General features: G+C 48.8%; 13 protein-coding genes. All 13 read left to right on the forward strand.

Annotated elements, in window-relative coordinates; all coding sequences use genetic code 11:
• The first annotated feature begins 9 nt into the window (after window positions 1-9).
• The 13 genes from mshL (at window position 10) to CF168_RS02545 (ending at window position 15,122) form a co-directional block, all read left to right on the forward strand.
• Entirely contained in the window at window positions 10-1,695 is a 1,686-nt protein-coding gene (gene mshL / locus CF168_RS02485) for a pilus (MSHA type) biogenesis protein MshL (RefSeq protein ID WP_089066849.1), read from the forward strand.
• A gap of 6 nt (window positions 1,696-1,701) precedes the next feature.
• The gene (locus CF168_RS02490) at window positions 1,702-2,631 is read left to right on the forward strand and encodes an ExeA family protein (protein WP_089066850.1); all 930 of its coding nucleotides are present in this window, start codon (window positions 1,702-1,704) and stop codon (window positions 2,629-2,631) included.
• Window positions 2,628-3,959, forward strand: coding sequence for a tetratricopeptide repeat protein (locus CF168_RS02495; RefSeq protein ID WP_089066851.1), 1,332 nt, complete (start codon window positions 2,628-2,630; stop codon window positions 3,957-3,959). The genes CF168_RS02490 and CF168_RS02495 overlap by 4 nt, the downstream gene beginning before the upstream one ends.
• Window positions 3,956-5,716 (forward strand): GspE/PulE family protein, encoded by a 1,761-nt coding sequence (locus CF168_RS02500; protein WP_011624214.1) that lies wholly within the window; start codon window positions 3,956-3,958, stop codon window positions 5,714-5,716. Before CF168_RS02495 ends, CF168_RS02500 begins: the two co-directional genes overlap by 4 nt.
• Window positions 5,717-5,718: 2 nt before the next feature.
• Window positions 5,719-6,939, forward strand: a complete 1,221-nt coding sequence (locus tag CF168_RS02505; protein ID WP_089066852.1) for a type II secretion system F family protein — start codon at window positions 5,719-5,721, stop codon at window positions 6,937-6,939.
• A gap of 38 nt (window positions 6,940-6,977) precedes the next feature.
• Window positions 6,978-7,472, forward strand: coding sequence for an MSHA biogenesis protein MshF (locus CF168_RS02510; RefSeq protein WP_089066853.1), 495 nt, complete (start codon window positions 6,978-6,980; stop codon window positions 7,470-7,472).
• 76 nt (window positions 7,473-7,548) lie between these two features.
• Window positions 7,549-8,166: a prepilin-type N-terminal cleavage/methylation domain-containing protein gene (locus CF168_RS02515; RefSeq protein WP_011624994.1), complete on the forward strand. Its 618-nt coding sequence runs from the start codon at window positions 7,549-7,551 to the stop codon at window positions 8,164-8,166.
• A gap of 84 nt (window positions 8,167-8,250) precedes the next feature.
• On the forward strand, window positions 8,251-8,778 hold the full coding sequence (locus CF168_RS02520) for a type II secretion system protein (protein WP_089066854.1): 528 nt from the start codon (window positions 8,251-8,253) through the stop codon (window positions 8,776-8,778).
• 243 nt (window positions 8,779-9,021) lie between these two features.
• Window positions 9,022-9,510, forward strand: coding sequence for a prepilin-type N-terminal cleavage/methylation domain-containing protein (locus CF168_RS02525; protein ID WP_088210042.1), 489 nt, complete (start codon window positions 9,022-9,024; stop codon window positions 9,508-9,510).
• Window positions 9,500-10,051: a prepilin-type N-terminal cleavage/methylation domain-containing protein gene (locus tag CF168_RS02530; RefSeq protein ID WP_089066855.1), complete on the forward strand. Its 552-nt coding sequence runs from the start codon at window positions 9,500-9,502 to the stop codon at window positions 10,049-10,051. The genes CF168_RS02525 and CF168_RS02530 overlap by 11 nt, the downstream gene beginning before the upstream one ends.
• On the forward strand, window positions 10,051-10,899 hold the full coding sequence (locus tag CF168_RS02535; RefSeq protein ID WP_089066856.1) for a PilW family protein: 849 nt from the start codon (window positions 10,051-10,053) through the stop codon (window positions 10,897-10,899). The genes CF168_RS02530 and CF168_RS02535 overlap by 1 nt, the downstream gene beginning before the upstream one ends.
• The gene (locus CF168_RS02540; protein ID WP_089066857.1) at window positions 10,889-11,347 is read left to right on the forward strand and encodes an MSHA biogenesis protein MshP; all 459 of its coding nucleotides are present in this window, start codon (window positions 10,889-10,891) and stop codon (window positions 11,345-11,347) included. Before CF168_RS02535 ends, CF168_RS02540 begins: the two co-directional genes overlap by 11 nt.
• Before the next feature lie 10 nt (window positions 11,348-11,357).
• Window positions 11,358-15,122 carry a DUF6701 domain-containing protein gene (locus CF168_RS02545; protein ID WP_089066858.1) on the forward strand — a complete coding sequence of 1,255 codons (3,765 nt, stop codon included), beginning with the start codon at window positions 11,358-11,360 and terminating at the stop codon, window positions 15,120-15,122.
• Window positions 15,123-15,132 lie beyond the last annotated feature (10 nt).

The following is a 15,132-nucleotide window of genomic DNA, read 5'->3' on the forward strand; positions in this document are numbered from 1 at the left end:
AACACTCAGATGACAGCCATTAAATATATTACGCCTCTACTCTCACTTTGCCTTATGGCCTGCCAAACCACGGATAGACCGCAGCCCGTCGCCTCAAAAGAAGCGCTGGCCACCTCAATGCAAACCGCGAGTCAGCCAACACCTCCACCACCGGCCACTATGCCCGATGCGGTGCAGCGTGAGCTGAATGCCAATGCCATGATGGGTGGATTAACTCCGCCAATGGAGACGGAGCGTCGTATCGATGTGTCTGCCCATGATGTGGATGCAAGGGTGTTTTTCCCAAGCCTAGTGCAGGGCACACCCTTTAGCGTGGCAGTGCATCCCGATGTGCAGGGCACGATCTCATTGTCACTCAAAGGCGTGACACTGAGTGAAGCCATTCAAGTGGTGGAAGATATTTATGGTTATGAGGTGAGCCGTGAAGGGCGCATCCTGCGCGTGTTCCCTGCGGGTATGCGGACTGAGACTTTCCCTTTAAATTACTTATACATGGAGCGTGATGGTCTCTCGTTGACCTCTGTGAGTTCGGGCCGGATCTCCGACAATAACAACTCGAATAACAATAACTCCAATAACAACAATTCGAACAACGGCAATTTTGGCAATAACAGCAACAATAACAATTCGAGCAACGGTAATTACGGCAACAATAACAACAGCGATAGCACTAACGGCACCTTTATTCGCTCGCGCACTAAGACCGATTTTTGGGGCGAATTGAAAGAAACCTTGAGCGCCATTATTGGTGACACTGGTGGCGGTCGTCAGGTGGTGGTGACGCCACAGGCGGGATTAGTGACTATTCGTGCCTATCCTAATGAGTTACGTCAGGTACGTGCCTTTTTAAACTCCGCCGAGAGCCATCTGCAACGCCAAGTGATCCTCGAAGCGAAGATCCTCGAAGTCACTTTGTCTGATGGTTATCAGCAAGGTATTCAGTGGGATAACGTATTGGGGCACGTAGGTAATACCAATATCAATTTTGGTACCTCTGCGGGCGCAGGCTTGAGCGATAAAATCACCGCCTCCCTCGGTGGCGTGACGTCTTTAAGCATTAAAGGCTCAGATTTCAATACCATGATTAGCCTGCTCGACACCCAAGGCGATGTGGACGTGTTGTCTAGCCCAAGGGTGACGGCATCGAACAACCAAAAAGCGGTGATTAAGGTCGGTACCGACGAGTACTTTGTGACTGACGTGTCATCGACCACAGTGGCGGGCACTACACCTGTAACCACGCCTCAGGTAGAGTTAACGCCGTTTTTCTCGGGTATCGCGTTGGATGTGACGCCGCAAATCGACAAAGACGGTAATGTACTGCTCCATGTGCATCCTTCCGTTATTGATGTAAAAGAACAAACCAAGGACATTAAGGTCAGCAGCGAATCTTTAGAGCTGCCGTTGGCACAGAGCGAGATCCGCGAATCCGATACCGTTATTCGCGCAGCCTCAGGCGATGTGGTGGTGATCGGTGGTTTGATGAAGAGCGAAAATACCGAAGTGGTTTCTCAAGTGCCGCTGCTCGGTGATATTCCGCTCGTGGGCGAATTATTTAAAAACCGCAGCAAGCAGAAGAAGAAAACCGAGCTGATTATTATGTTAAAACCGACCGTTGTGGGCGGGGATACGTGGAAAAACGAGTTAGAGCGTTCTAAAACCTTACTCGACCGTTGGTATCCAGAAAATAAGTAAGCTTCCATGTATTTGAAGCACTTTGGACTCAGCCAAACGCCATTTTCGTTAACCCCTAATACCGGATTTTTTTTCGGGTTATCCCCGCACGTAGAGGCGCTGCAAGTGTTGCAGACCGCCCTACAAACCGGGGAAGGTTTTATCAAAGTTACAGGCGAAGTGGGCACGGGCAAAACCTTAATCTGCCGTAAGTTGATTAATGAGCTGCCGCAGGGTTTCCATTGTGCGTATCTTCCCAATCCTTATCTGACCCCCGCCGAGCTGCGCTGGGCGGTGGCCAATGAACTTGGGTTAAAATACACCAGCGAAATCGATCAGCAGCAACTCACCGGGCTTATCCAGCAGCAATTACTTGCTCTGAGTGCCCATGGTCACGCCATCGTATTAGTGTTGGACGAAGCGCAGGCCTTGCCCGATGAGAGCCTAGAAGCGCTGCGACTGTTTACCAATCTTGAAACCGAAAGCCGTAAGCTGCTGCAAGTGGTACTCTTTGGCCAGCCCGAGTTGGATGAGCGATTAAGGCGCCAAGCCTTTAGACAATTGCGGCAGCGCATCACCTTTAGCTACAGTCTGCGGCCGTTAACCTGGGATGAAACCGATGCCTACATCCGTTACCGCCTAGCGGTGGCAGGCTATGCGGGACAAGCCTTATTTGGCTCTAAACTCACCCGTAAGATTGCCGAGGCATCTCGTGGCATTCCAAGATTGATCAACATTTTAGCCCATAAGGCCTTGATGCTCAGTTTCGGCGAAGGCGCAACTCAGGTGCGTATGGCCCACATTAAGGGCGCGATACAGGATACCGAAGATGCCAGTCGCGGCTCACAAAGGTGGCCAGCGTATATGGTGATCGCACTGATAGCATGTGCAGCGGCAATTGGGGCATTACTGCTCTCTGGCGTTAACCTGCAACAATTGTGGGGAGGCGTCGCATGAGTGTGATCAACAAGATGCTGCAGGATCTCGAAAAGCGCCAGCAGGGCCATTCCCTTAGCAATGTGGCTGTGCATCAGGCGCAGTATTTAGGGCGCCCCAATCCATCGCGCAAATGGTTAGTAATCAGCTTAGTGTCGCTGCTGGTGGGCGGCTTATCGGTATATGCCTTTCAGGCGAGTTACGGCGTAAAGAGCGTCGCGGATAACAATGTAAATCCTGTAGCGAGTGCGCAAACTCAAGTGGATAACGCCAGCCCACAGACTGATACGAGTCCTCTGGAAACAGAAGCGACTAAATCAACAGATACGACGACACCAACTGAGCCAACTGTCGAGATGGCGCAAGTGAGTTCGTCATCGACAGATGCTCCTACAAAAGATATGTCTGTGTCAGCAGAATCTATCTCAAGTGTGGTTCAATCTGCCCGTGTCAACGCTGCGCCCGCTGAGCCAAGGAGTGAGCAGACAACTGAATCGATTGCGGCAAACACTTCAAGCAATACGCCTAACAAGGCGGCATTAACCCAAGAGTCAGTGCAAACACAGGCTGAGTCACAACAGGTTGCGGTTAAAGCAAATCAAGCAGACGTTAACGCAAATCAGAGCGAAGTAAAAATAATTCAAACAGAGCCTAAGACGAGTGAGTCAGTCGTGCCTGTTGCGACTCAAGCTTCGAGCCAAGCTTCAAGCCCAGCTTCGGCTCAGGCTCAGGCAACGGGGCAAATGGCGATTCGAGAAGTGAAGTTATCACCAAGCCAACTCGCGCAAAAGCAGTTAGTGTTGGCGGCGGATGCCGAAAAGCAGGGGCAGCTGGTTAAGGTGATGGATTACTACGCTAAAGCACTCAAGCTCGACCCAAGCTTGCACGAATCGCGCAAACAACTGGCGGCGCTGCATTATGGTCAAGGTGAGCTGGCGCAAGCCGCCGAAGTGCTAGCGCAGGGACTATTACTTTATCCGCAAGAGTTTGAATTTGCTTTGCTATTGGCAAGGGTGCAACATGCTATGGGCGAGACAGATTCGGCTCTTGCTAGCCTTGCTCAAATCCCCGATAGCCATAGCTTGGCGAGGCAAAAGTGGTTAGCGCAAACGGATTTGGCCCAAAAACACGGCCAATATCCGTTAGTTGAACAGGCTTACCGTAAGTTATTGCAGCAGGAGCCGCAGCAGGGGAAATGGTGGATGGGATTAGCCTATGCCCTCGATTCACAGCAGCAATTCGGCCCCGCCAGTCAGGCCTATCGCACCGCCTTAAGTTATTCAGGCCTGTCGACCCAAGCCACGGCTTTTATTGAACAACGTTTACAACAACTAGGAGATAGCCAATGAAACCCAGATTAAAGATGCGTTTGGGCGATCTGTTAGTTCAAGAATCGATTATTACCGAAGAGCAACTACAACAAGCTTTGGGAGAGCAGCGCAAGACAGGGCATAAGCTCGGCCGAACCCTGATTGAGTTGCGCTCTATTACCGAAACCCAACTATTGCAATTTTTGTCGCAGCAGCTCAATCTGCCGCTGCTAGATATCAGCAAACGCCCCATCCCCGCCGAAGTGGTGAGCCTTATTCCCGAGGTACAAGCGCGGCGTTTTCGCGCCCTCGCGGTGGAAGATCGGGGTGATACGGTATTAGTGGCCATGAGCGACCCGGCGGACTTGCAGGCGCTCGACCATTTAGAAATTTTAATCGCACCGAAAAAGCTCAGTGTTGCGGTCGCCCCCGAGCAGCAATTACTGCAAGCCTTCGATAACCTGTATCGTCGCACCGATCAAATCGCGCAAATCGCCGGTAAGCTCGAAGAGGAATATGCCGCAGACCAAATGTTTGATCTGGCGAGCCTGACCTCAAGCGATAGCGATAATGAAACCACAGTCGTTAAGTTATTGCAGTCGATTTTTGAAGATGCGGTGCAAATGCGCGCCTCGGATATTCATATTGAGCCTGGCGAAAAAGCCCTGCGGATCCGCCAACGTATCGATGGCCAGTTACACGAGACCATTCTAAATGAGGTCAATATCGCTGCGGCCTTAGTCTTGCGCCTTAAGCTTATGGCTGGGCTAGATATTTCTGAAAAACGTCTGCCGCAGGACGGGCGTTTCCATATGGAAATTAAGGGCCACAAAATTGACGTGCGTATGTCGACCATGCCGATCTACCACGGCGAATCTGTGGTAATGCGTCTACTCGACCAATCCGCAGGCTTATTGACCTTAAATGAGACAGGGATGCCGCCGCATATTTTGGCGCGTATCCGTAAGCAGATTAAACGTCCCCACGGCATGTTGCTGGTAACTGGGCCTACGGGTAGCGGTAAAACCACCACCTTGTATGGCATCTTAAGTGAGCTCAATACTGCGGATCGCAAAATTATCACGGTAGAAGATCCGGTCGAATACCAATTGCCAAGGATCAACCAAGTTCAAGTTAACCATAAGATTGGACTCGATTTTTCGAACGTGCTGCGCACCACTTTGCGTCAAGACCCGGACATTATCATGGTCGGTGAGATGCGTGACCAAGAAACGGTGGAGATTGGTCTTCGGGGCGCACTTACGGGTCACTTTGTGTTGTCCACCTTGCACACTAACGATGCGGTGACCAGCGCGCTACGTTTGCTCGATATGGGCGCGGCCAGTTACTTAGTGGCGAGTGCGCTAAGGGTGATTATTGCCCAGCGCCTAGTGCGCCGCGTGTGCCATAACTGCGGGGTGGAATATCAGCCTACGGCGCAGGAAAAAGCCTGGCTAAATAGTGTGAGTCGTCAGGATTTTTCATCGGCTAAGTTCCGCATTGGCACTGGCTGCCAAAGCTGTAACGGCAGTGGTTATCGCGGCCGAATCGGTATTTTTGAGATCCTCGAATTGGATGAAAAGATGATCGATGCGATGCGTACCGGTAACCCACAGGATTTTGCCCGTGCAGCCCTGCAAAGCCCTAACTTTACCCCGCTCGCCGAGTCGGCACTGCAATATTTGAGCGAGGGCATGACGACCATTGAAGAGGTGGCTAAGCTTGTTGAGGACGTGAGTGAGTCGCAGGTGCCACTCTCGCGGGATATTATCAGTCAGCAAGGCGTTGAGGCGTAATTATGCCGGTTTATCAATACCGTGGACGCAGTGGACAAGGTCAGGCTGTAACGGGTCAGCTCGATGCTGCCTCCGAGGGCGCAGCTGCCGATATGCTGTTAGCCCGCGGCATTATCCCGTTAGAAGTCAAAGTCGCTAAAGAAGCTAAGTCCTTTACCTTGGCGCAGTTGTTTAAGCGCAAAGTCGGCTTGGATGAACTGCAAATTTTTACCCGGCAAATGTACTCGTTAACGCGCTCGGGGATCCCTATCCTGCGCGCCATTGCAGGCTTATCCGAAACCGCTCATTCCCAACGAATGAAAGATGCGCTGAATGATATTTCAGAGCAGTTAACTGCGGGGCGCCCACTGTCATCGGCCATGAACCAACATCCAGATGTGTTTGATTCTCTGTTTGTTTCTATGGTGCATGTGGGGGAAAACACCGGTAAGTTAGAGGACGCTTTTATTCAGCTCTCGGGCTATATCGAGCGTGAGCAGGAAACTCGTCGCCGAATTAAAGCCGCGATGCGTTATCCTATATTTGTATTGATTGCCATCGCGCTGGCGATGGTGATTTTAAATATCATGGTGATCCCGAAATTCGCCGAGATGTTTGCCCGTTTTGGTGCCGACTTACCTTGGGCGACTAAGGTGTTAATCGGCACATCAAACCTGTTTGTAAACTATTGGCCCCTGATGCTGATAATACTGCTCGGAACCATTATTGGGATCCGCTACTGGCACCATACGGAAAAAGGCGAGAAACAATGGGACCAATGGAAGTTACACATTCCCGCCGTGGGTTCGATTATTGAGCGCTCGACCCTCTCCCGTTATTGTCGCAGTTTTTCGATGATGTTGAGCGCGGGTGTGCCGATGACGCAGGCGCTCAGTCTGGTGGCCGATGCGGTGGATAATGCATATATGCACGACAAAATTGTCGGGATGCGCCGTGGCATTGAGTCTGGCGAATCTATGCTGAGGGTGTCGAACCAGAGTAAATTGTTTACGCCACTGGTGTTGCAAATGGTCGCGGTAGGCGAAGAAACCGGACAAATTGACCAACTATTAAATGATGCCGCCGATTTTTACGAAGGTGAGGTCGATTACGATCTTAAAAATCTCACCGCTAAGTTAGAACCGATTCTGATCGGAATTGTGGCTGCGATTGTACTGGTGCTGGCGCTGGGTATTTACCTACCGATGTGGGACATGCTCAACGTAGTCAAAGGCGGGAAATAATGCCGAATCGAGAATTTAACTCAATTAGGATCAAATAGATGCAGAGCCAACAGAAGGCCGAAAGCGATCTATTACGTGTGTATGGGCGGCTCGTTAGCCTGACCTTGATCTTGATTATTCTCGCGGTGATTGGATTTAAATATTTTGCGACTATGCCACAACTGGCCGCCCGCAATGTGGAGTTAGAGCATACGCGCTTCTTAAACGTGTTGGCTATGGTGCGTTCTCAATGGTTGTCCCTTGGCAAACCGCCGCAAATGCGACTAGATTGGGAAGTGTTTAGCGAACAAAGCACAAATAATGAACAAACCTTTGTGATGATGAATGCGCAGGGTTGGCCACAACCTAGCCAGTTGGATGACCAAGCGTGTCAGCGATTGTGGCAACAATTAATGGGGCAGGAGCAGGGGGACGAATCCCTTATCGGCTCGTATTTTGCTAAGGATAATAGCTGCCGTTACCGCGCGCAAAATGGGGACAGTATCGGCTATCAGCTCAACTCTGGCAGGGTCATTTTTTTGACGTTTCCGTAAAATATTGTTAAGTAACGGGCTTTTTTAAACTGATTTAGCTGTTAGAATGGACTTTCATCAAGATAGGGAGAGACGAATGAAGACTAAGCAAGATGGTTTTTCATTGATTGAACTGGTCATTGTGATCGTAATTTTGGGTCTGTTGGCCGCAACCGCGATCCCTCGTTTTTTAAATGTCACCGATGATGCTGAAGATGCCAGTGTGGACGGAGTCGCGGGTGGTTTATCCACCGCAGTGAGTTTTGTGCGTTCACAATGGGAAGTCGATGGTCGCCAAAATAGCAGTGTGATCTTAGACGGTACCTCAGTGTCCCTCGACCCGCGTTTTGGCTATCCAACGGGCACCTCTGGTACCGATGCAACGGCGATGACCGATGCAAGCTGCCAGCAGGTATTTAATACTGTGTTGCAAAGTGCACCGCGTAACGTGCTTTATTCGCAAGATGCGCGCAATCAACGTTATACAGTGCGCGTTATCGATGGTGCGGGCGGAAGCTCAAATGCGATTAATGGCACGTCCGTAAGCGGTTTAGATTTATGTGTGTATCATCAAGTGGCTTCACTGGTGCTAAACCAAACCACAGGTGTACCGACGCCAGCGCCAGATTTATCGACTGCGGGTGCAAAAGGGGTGGTGTATAACCCAGGTACGGGCAAAGTATTAAGTTTCACTCAAACACCATTTACGCCTTAATTAAATGTTTTAATTGGTTTATCTTTTAGGTAGTTTATTTTTAACTGACTAAGTTACTTGGTTCTCAAATAAGGGTAGTTTTATATGAAAAGACAACAAGGTTTTACCTTAATCGAATTAGTGGTTGTTATTATTATTTTAGGGATTTTGGCTGTCACAGCAGCGCCTAAGTTTATTAATCTGCAAGGCGATGCTCGATTGTCTGCTTTAAATGGAATGAAGGCAGCAATTCAAGGCGCTAATACATTGGTTTACTCTAAAGCTGCTTTGGACGGTAAAGAGAAATCATCTTCTTCAACAGTTGCAATTGGTGGCACCTCGGCTTCTCCTATCAATGTTAATATAGCATTTGGTTATCTTAAAGCGACTGAATCAGATTTTGAACTGGCACTAGAAAGTGTATTTGATGCAGGTGCTAATGGTTCTCCAACAGCTACAAATGGTACTGCAGATTGGATTATAAAAGTTACTGCGGGTACCTCCGGTAGCCCAGGTTCTGCTGAAGTTTGGCAAAAAGGTGCTCCTGCGGCTTGTAAGTTCACCTATACCGAAGCAGCTAACGCAACAGCAGCTCCAACTTTCTCTCCATTGCCAGCAGCATCTGCTTGTTAATTTGAGTTATACGAAAAGGCCTGCCTAGCAGGCCTTTTTTTTAGGTCAGCAATCTATTGGATTGTGGGCTGTAATGAAATGAATTTGCTAATCATTTCTTTTGTTTAGGCGAAATATTTGCCTTAAGAACCAAGTTGGCAGAAACTGAACCTAGAACCTAGAACCTAGAACCTAGAACCTAGAACCTAGAACCTAGAACCTAGAACCTAGAACCTAGAACCTAGCATCACGGCAAAGCGGACAATGCGTAGATTTTCCAGCGGCAGACAGTTTGGGTTTACCTTAGTCGAACTCGTGACCACTATTATCCTGATTGGGATACTATCGGTGACGGTATTGCCGCGCTTATTTAGCCAGTCATCCTACAGCGCCTTTAGCCTGCGCAATGAATTTATGGCCGAGCTGCGCCAGGTTCAGCAAAAAGCCTTGAATAATACCGATAGATGTTACCGCGTTGTCGTGTCGGCGACGGGTTATCAAGTGAGTCAGTTTGCCAGTCGGGATAGCACTGGTTGTACGGGCTCGCCATTGTCTCCTAACCCTTTATCCAGCCAAGCTTTTCAAGGTGGCGCGCAGTTAGTGCTTATCAGTAACAATGCCAAGAGCTTTTACCTTGATTTTGATATCAATGGTCGAGCATCGCTTGCGTGTAATGGGCCATGTATCAATGTGATTGCCAATGATACTGTGGCGATTAATATCTCCAGCGAGGGCTATATTTATGCGAATTAATCCTCGGCTGTTTTCGATAAGCACATCAGTAAAAGCATCCTCAAAAGCTAAACAACAGGGGTTTACCTTAATCGAATTAGTGATTGGCATGTTAGTCATTGCCATTGCTATCGTGATGCTCAGTAGCATGTTGTTTCCGCAGGCGGATCGCGCCGCCAAGACTTTGCATCGAGTCAAGAGTGCCGAACTTGCCCACTCGGTGATGAATGAGATTTGGGGTAAGCGTTATGATCAAAATACCAATGCCAATGGTGGTGTGCCAGCTTGCGGGAGTCCATTAGGCAGTAGTTGCTCGGCCGTATTAGGGCCAGAGGCGGGCGAGGGGCGTAACGATTTTAACGATGTGGATGACTATCACGGCTTAACTCAAAACGCCACTATGCTCAATTCCAGCCAAACTTACGCGCAGGTGTATCCTAACTATCAATTAAGTGTCTCTGTCGCCTATGGAACAGCGCCCAATACCAAGTTAGTGACCATTAATGTGACCACCCCAGATAACGAAGTGATCACTTACAATCTGGTGAGGAGCAATTACTAATGGGCGCTTTCTCCACCACGCGTATGCCACGTTCAGCATTGGGTTTTACCTTAGTCGAGATGGTCACAGTGATCCTGATCTTAGGTATTCTGGTGGTGGGCGTGAGTAGCTTTATTATTTTCGGCACGCGGATTTTTGTGGAGTCGAGTTCGGTTGACCAAGTGCTAAGCCAGAGTCGTTTTGCTGTGGAGCGTATGACCCGTGAGCTGCGCAGTGCCGTGCCTAATAGTGTGCGGCTCAATGGTAATGGCTTAACCTATCAGTGCGTTGAATTTGTTCCTATTGAGGCGAGTACCACCTATTTATCGATGCCGATTGCGCCGAGTACGGCTGCTCTCACTGGAAATGTGATTTTAGACAATGTGACCAGTAAGATTGCGGCTAACCAATATGTATGGGTTTACCCCTTAACCGACCGTGATGTGTATGACAGCACTAAGCTAAAGCGCGCGCAGATTAACAGCATTAGCAGTGCCGCAAACCAAGTGACTTTAACCTTTACGGCCAATGCGAGATTTGCTGAAGCGTCCCCGCGGCAAAGGATCTATTTTGGTTCGAGCCCTGTGAGTTTTTGTTTTGAAAAAGCGCCATTCAGCGATGAGTTAACTCTTAAGCGTTATACTGGCTATGGGTTGAATGCCAGCCAGCCAACGCCTACGGATATGAGTTCGGGCGTGCTAATGGCCCAGAATGTGGCCAATGATTTAAGTAATAACGCTGACTTACCGCTGATCTTAACGCCATCGAGTCTAGTCAATAATGCGATGGTGCATTTACAACCGCGATTTAATGTCAACGGCGAGACATTTCAATATCGACATCAAGTGCAGGTGATTAATGTCCCCTAACTTATTTAGCCTATCGCGCTCAGCATATCGTCAGTGTGCGGCTCATCGCCAAGGTGGTAGCGCCTTGGTCATCGGTATTTTTGTTATTACCGTGATGTTTTTATTGGCCGCCGCCTTAATCAACATAGTCGAAGATGCCGATACCGGATTAACTCAAGAGGTGTGGGGAACTCGGGCTTTAGCCGCGGCGAACAGTGGTGCCGATGCGGCGCTGGCGCAATTATTTCCATTAAACGCCCCCGCCAATGTGACGGCGACCTGTACCAGTGTTGCAAACTCTTGGACGCCGCCCAATGTGGTGGGGTTTCATGCCTGTAGCGTGAGTTTAAGTTGTACATCCTATGCGGTCGGCACTGTCACTCAGTTCCGCATTAATAGCAAAGCGATATGCGAGAGTGGCGATACCCGTGTAAGCCGTCAAGTAGAGGTAGAAGCCCGTGGCAACTAAGCTATCAAAAATGATATTTAACAAAATAATAGCCAAATTCCCATTAATTCTTTTGCCCATAATCATGGCATTCACATCCCATCTGGTGAAAGCTGATTGGACTACAACCTTTATAGAAGGTGTAAACAATTACAGTAGAAATGGTTCAATTACCTTCAATAGCTCTTATTTATATAATGCACCTGATAATGCGCTTATTTGGTATAGCTATTTACCAACATATAACTATATTCAAGGTGGATACAACCTTGATACTTTATGCTTGACGACTAATAACTCCTATCGTTGGTGCCGAGCAGGAAATTATATTGCCAGTTTACCTTCTAATCGTATTGATTTTTCTCAGTGTACTTCTTCAAGCCCTGTCAATATTGGCCCGCCCACGTGGGATAATACGCGAATTAATGTAACTGAGGGTGAATACAATAATATTACTCTTGATGGAGGTTCAGATAAAACAATACGGTTTGTTAGCAATAATGGCGTGTATAAGATGAAATCGCTTAAGGCTACCTCTGGCCGTATTGAGCTTGCTGCGGGACAATATTGGATTGAAACCTTATCAATTAATAATGGTGTAACTTTAGTTTTCCCCTCTACTGGAACTGTTTCATTTTTTATTAAAAATGATTATAAACATAATGACTTGAATCTTATTGGGAATCCGGAACGTTTTCTCATTTATAATTATTCGAATTTTACACTTAATGGTGGTGCATCTCTTAAATCCTATGTGGTTGCAGAAGGGAACGCGGTGCTAGAAGGCAGTTCTTCTTTGGAAGGATCTATCACTGCAAGAAATATTAGTTTAGGTGGCAATAGTAGTATTAAATTTGACGATAATGCAGCAAAAATTGACGTTGTTCCAAATTGTAATCCTGCGCCCGTTTTACAGTGCTTTAACGATAATTTCTCCCAGAGCGCCCTAAGTAACGACTGGGTAGTATCCCGTAGTAGTGGTACTTTTACTCCAGCCATTGTCAGTGGTCGTATGCGCTTAACCGAGGCAAAATCGAATCAATCCACTGCCTCGACCTATCAAAGATTATTCCCCGCAGCCAATAACTTAGTAGAGATCCAATTTGACCACTATGCCTATGGTGGCAATGGTGCCGACGGTATCGCGCTGGTGTTATCAGATGCTGCTATAACACCGCAGCCCGGCGCCTTTGGTGGGCCTTTAGGTTATGGCTTTAAACCCGGTATCAATGGCTTTGCCGGTGGTTGGTTGGGTATCGGGATCGATGAATTTGGTAACTTCTCCGGTGAAGGGGGAACCATAAATCGTTCGGGTCAACGTCGTCAGTCGGTTGCGGTGCGTGGTTCTGGTACTGGCACATCAGGGTATAATTATTTACGTGGCACCTGTAATGACGGTACCAGCAATACCAGTGGCAACTGTTTATCACCCACGGTCGATGGCAATAATGTCTCGCCTGCGCATAGATATAAAATCACAATCGACTCGCAGGTCTCGGGCCAGTCGATGGTGAAGATTGAGCGTAATACGGGGTCGGGATTTGTCACCTTAATCCCTGCTTTTAATGCCATAGATCAACAAGGACAAGCGGCAACGCCGAGTGATTTCTTGTTGTCGCTTACAGGCTCAACCGGTGGCTCGAATAACAACCATGAAATTGATAACGTTCAAATTTGTGCCTTGAGGTCTAATCCCGTTGGCGCGCAAATCGATCATTTTGAGTTTGACCATACGGGGCAGGGATTAACCTGTAACCCCGAAACTGTGACGATTCGAGCCTGCGCCAACGCCAGTTGTAGTCAGCTTTTTACCGATCCTTTGACGGCGACCTTGTTACCCGAATCGGCCTCCGAAGGCATATGGATTGGTGGCAATCAGGTGAGCTTTAGCAATGGCAGCACTCAGTTACAGCTAAGACGTAATACCCCTGGCGTTGTGACCTTGGGGGTGAAAGGTTCGAGCCCGACAACCAAACCTTTAAGTAAAACCCTATGCCGTATCGGGAATGGGGGCCTGAGTGAAAACAACTGTTCACTCAACTTCGCCGACAGTGGTTTTGTCTTCGATGTGCCCGATAAGCGTGCGAATCGCCCCGAGCAAGTGTTAGTCAAAGCGGTGAAAAAATCCGATGTGACTCAGCAGTGTGTTCCAAGCTTTCAGAGCCAGACCAAGACATTGAATTTCTGGAGCAGTTATCACACCCCGAGTGCGCCTATTTCGCCAAAAGCCGTCACAATCAACAATACGGCCATTGGCACTTCAAGCGCCTCGCCTACGGCGCTGAATCTGGTGTTTGATACTAACGGACAGGCAAGCATTTCAGTGAATTATCCCGACGCGGGCAAATTACAACTCGATGCCCAATATATCGGCAGTGGTAACGAGCAAGGCCTGGTGATGACAGGCTCGGACCAATTTGTCAGTGTGCCGGCGGGTTTGTGCGTCAAACCCGTGGACGCTAGCGCCAGTTGTCCGAGTGCGGATATGAGCTGTAATGCCTACCGTAAAGCGGGGCTGAATTTTGGTATGACGGTCCAAGCAATGGCTTGGGAGAAAGACGGCGATACGGACTTTTGTTCGGGCAACTTATCTACGCCTAATTTTAGTGACCAAGCCATGACACTAACCAGTAAGGTCGTGGCGCCAAACATTGCCAGTGGTGGCCATGATGGCGCATTAGGTGTGGCATCCTATAGTCATGCTATCCAAGCCAATAACCTTAATAGCATCACCAATCAGACGATTAACGAAGTGGGGGTATTCCAAATCGCGGCGCAGGCGAGCCCTAACTATCTCGGTGCGGCTAACAGCTTAAATATTCCGATTGGCTATTCCGCCAATATTGGCCGCTTTGTGCCCGACAGATTCTTAGTGGGTGATATTTCGGTCGTGCCTGCCTGTGGCAGTTTTAGCTATATGGATCAACCCTTCCCTATGTCGATGAGCCTCAAAGCCTTAAATATCGGTGGCGCGGTGACGCAGAACTATTTCCCACCATTCTCCCTCGCGACCGCCAAATTGGTGGGGGAGAACAATAACAATGGTATCGACTTACAGAGTCGCTTAAGTGCCTTGCCCGTCAATGCGGCGAGTTGGGTTCAAGGTGTGGCGACGGTCGATGGCGCTTACCGCGCTAACTTGAGCCGAGTCACCCCGAATGTGACGACGAATCTATATCAAGATGGTCCCTTCGAGCTGCTCGATATTGGTGTGCAGTTGATGGATAACGATCCTCGGCCAAATGGACTTTACAGCTATGTGGCATCGCCTGATATGGATGCGGCAACTACGGGTAATTGCACTAACTGTAATGCCAAGAAAATTACCACACAGAGACTGCGCCACGGCAGGGTGGTGATGGACAATACCTATGGTCCTGAGACCGAAATCCTCAGGATGCCGACCCGAGCCGAATACTGGAATGGGGCTAATTGGGTATTAAATGGCGATGATAGCTGCACTATTGCTACCTATGGCCTTGGGTCGCAGGTGGATAATGCAGGGCTGGGTTATAACTTTGACCCCGATTTGACCACAGGGCAGAGCATTAATCGCTCCGGCGCCACATCAGCATTCCAAGCAGGGCAATTTGATTTGCTGTGGCGAGCACTCACCTCAAGTGGCAATTTATATCGCGGCCAAGTGACCGCGCCTTTAGATGTACCGGCTTGGTTAGAGTGGTATTGGAACTGGAATGGGGTCTCCCCAACTAGCTTATCCGAGCCCCGTGCGAGTGCATTTTTTGGTCGTTACCGTGGCCATGACAGAATCATCTACTGGCGAGAGGTCAATTAAAGCGGTTTTC

This window comes from Shewanella bicestrii, from assembly GCF_002216875.1.
Lineage (GTDB): Bacteria > Pseudomonadota > Gammaproteobacteria > Enterobacterales > Shewanellaceae > Shewanella > Shewanella seohaensis.

Bases quoted from the DNA above. Each gene is read 5' to 3' on its own strand.
- CF168_RS02530 (WP_089066855.1), top strand. From the start codon at position 9,500: ATGCGAATTAATCCTCGGCTGTTTTCGATAAGCACATCAGTAAAAGCA.
- CF168_RS02535 (WP_089066856.1), top strand. From the start codon at position 10,051: ATGGGCGCTTTCTCCACCACGCGTATGCCACGTTCAGCATTGGGTTTT.
- CF168_RS02500 (WP_011624214.1), top strand. From the start codon at position 3,956: ATGAAACCCAGATTAAAGATGCGTTTGGGCGATCTGTTAGTTCAAGAA.
- mshL (WP_089066849.1), top strand. From the start codon at position 10: ATGACAGCCATTAAATATATTACGCCTCTACTCTCACTTTGCCTTATG.
- CF168_RS02510 (WP_089066853.1), top strand. From the start codon at position 6,978: ATGCAGAGCCAACAGAAGGCCGAAAGCGATCTATTACGTGTGTATGGG.
- CF168_RS02525 (WP_088210042.1), top strand. From the start codon at position 9,022: ATGCGTAGATTTTCCAGCGGCAGACAGTTTGGGTTTACCTTAGTCGAA.
- CF168_RS02540 (WP_089066857.1), top strand. From the start codon at position 10,889: ATGTCCCCTAACTTATTTAGCCTATCGCGCTCAGCATATCGTCAGTGT.
- CF168_RS02490 (WP_089066850.1), top strand. From the start codon at position 1,702: ATGTATTTGAAGCACTTTGGACTCAGCCAAACGCCATTTTCGTTAACC.
- CF168_RS02495 (WP_089066851.1), top strand. From the start codon at position 2,628: ATGAGTGTGATCAACAAGATGCTGCAGGATCTCGAAAAGCGCCAGCAG.
- CF168_RS02545 (WP_089066858.1), top strand. From the start codon at position 11,358: ATGATATTTAACAAAATAATAGCCAAATTCCCATTAATTCTTTTGCCC.
- CF168_RS02520 (WP_089066854.1), top strand. From the start codon at position 8,251: ATGAAAAGACAACAAGGTTTTACCTTAATCGAATTAGTGGTTGTTATT.
- CF168_RS02505 (WP_089066852.1), top strand. From the start codon at position 5,719: ATGCCGGTTTATCAATACCGTGGACGCAGTGGACAAGGTCAGGCTGTA.
- CF168_RS02515 (WP_011624994.1), top strand. From the start codon at position 7,549: ATGAAGACTAAGCAAGATGGTTTTTCATTGATTGAACTGGTCATTGTG.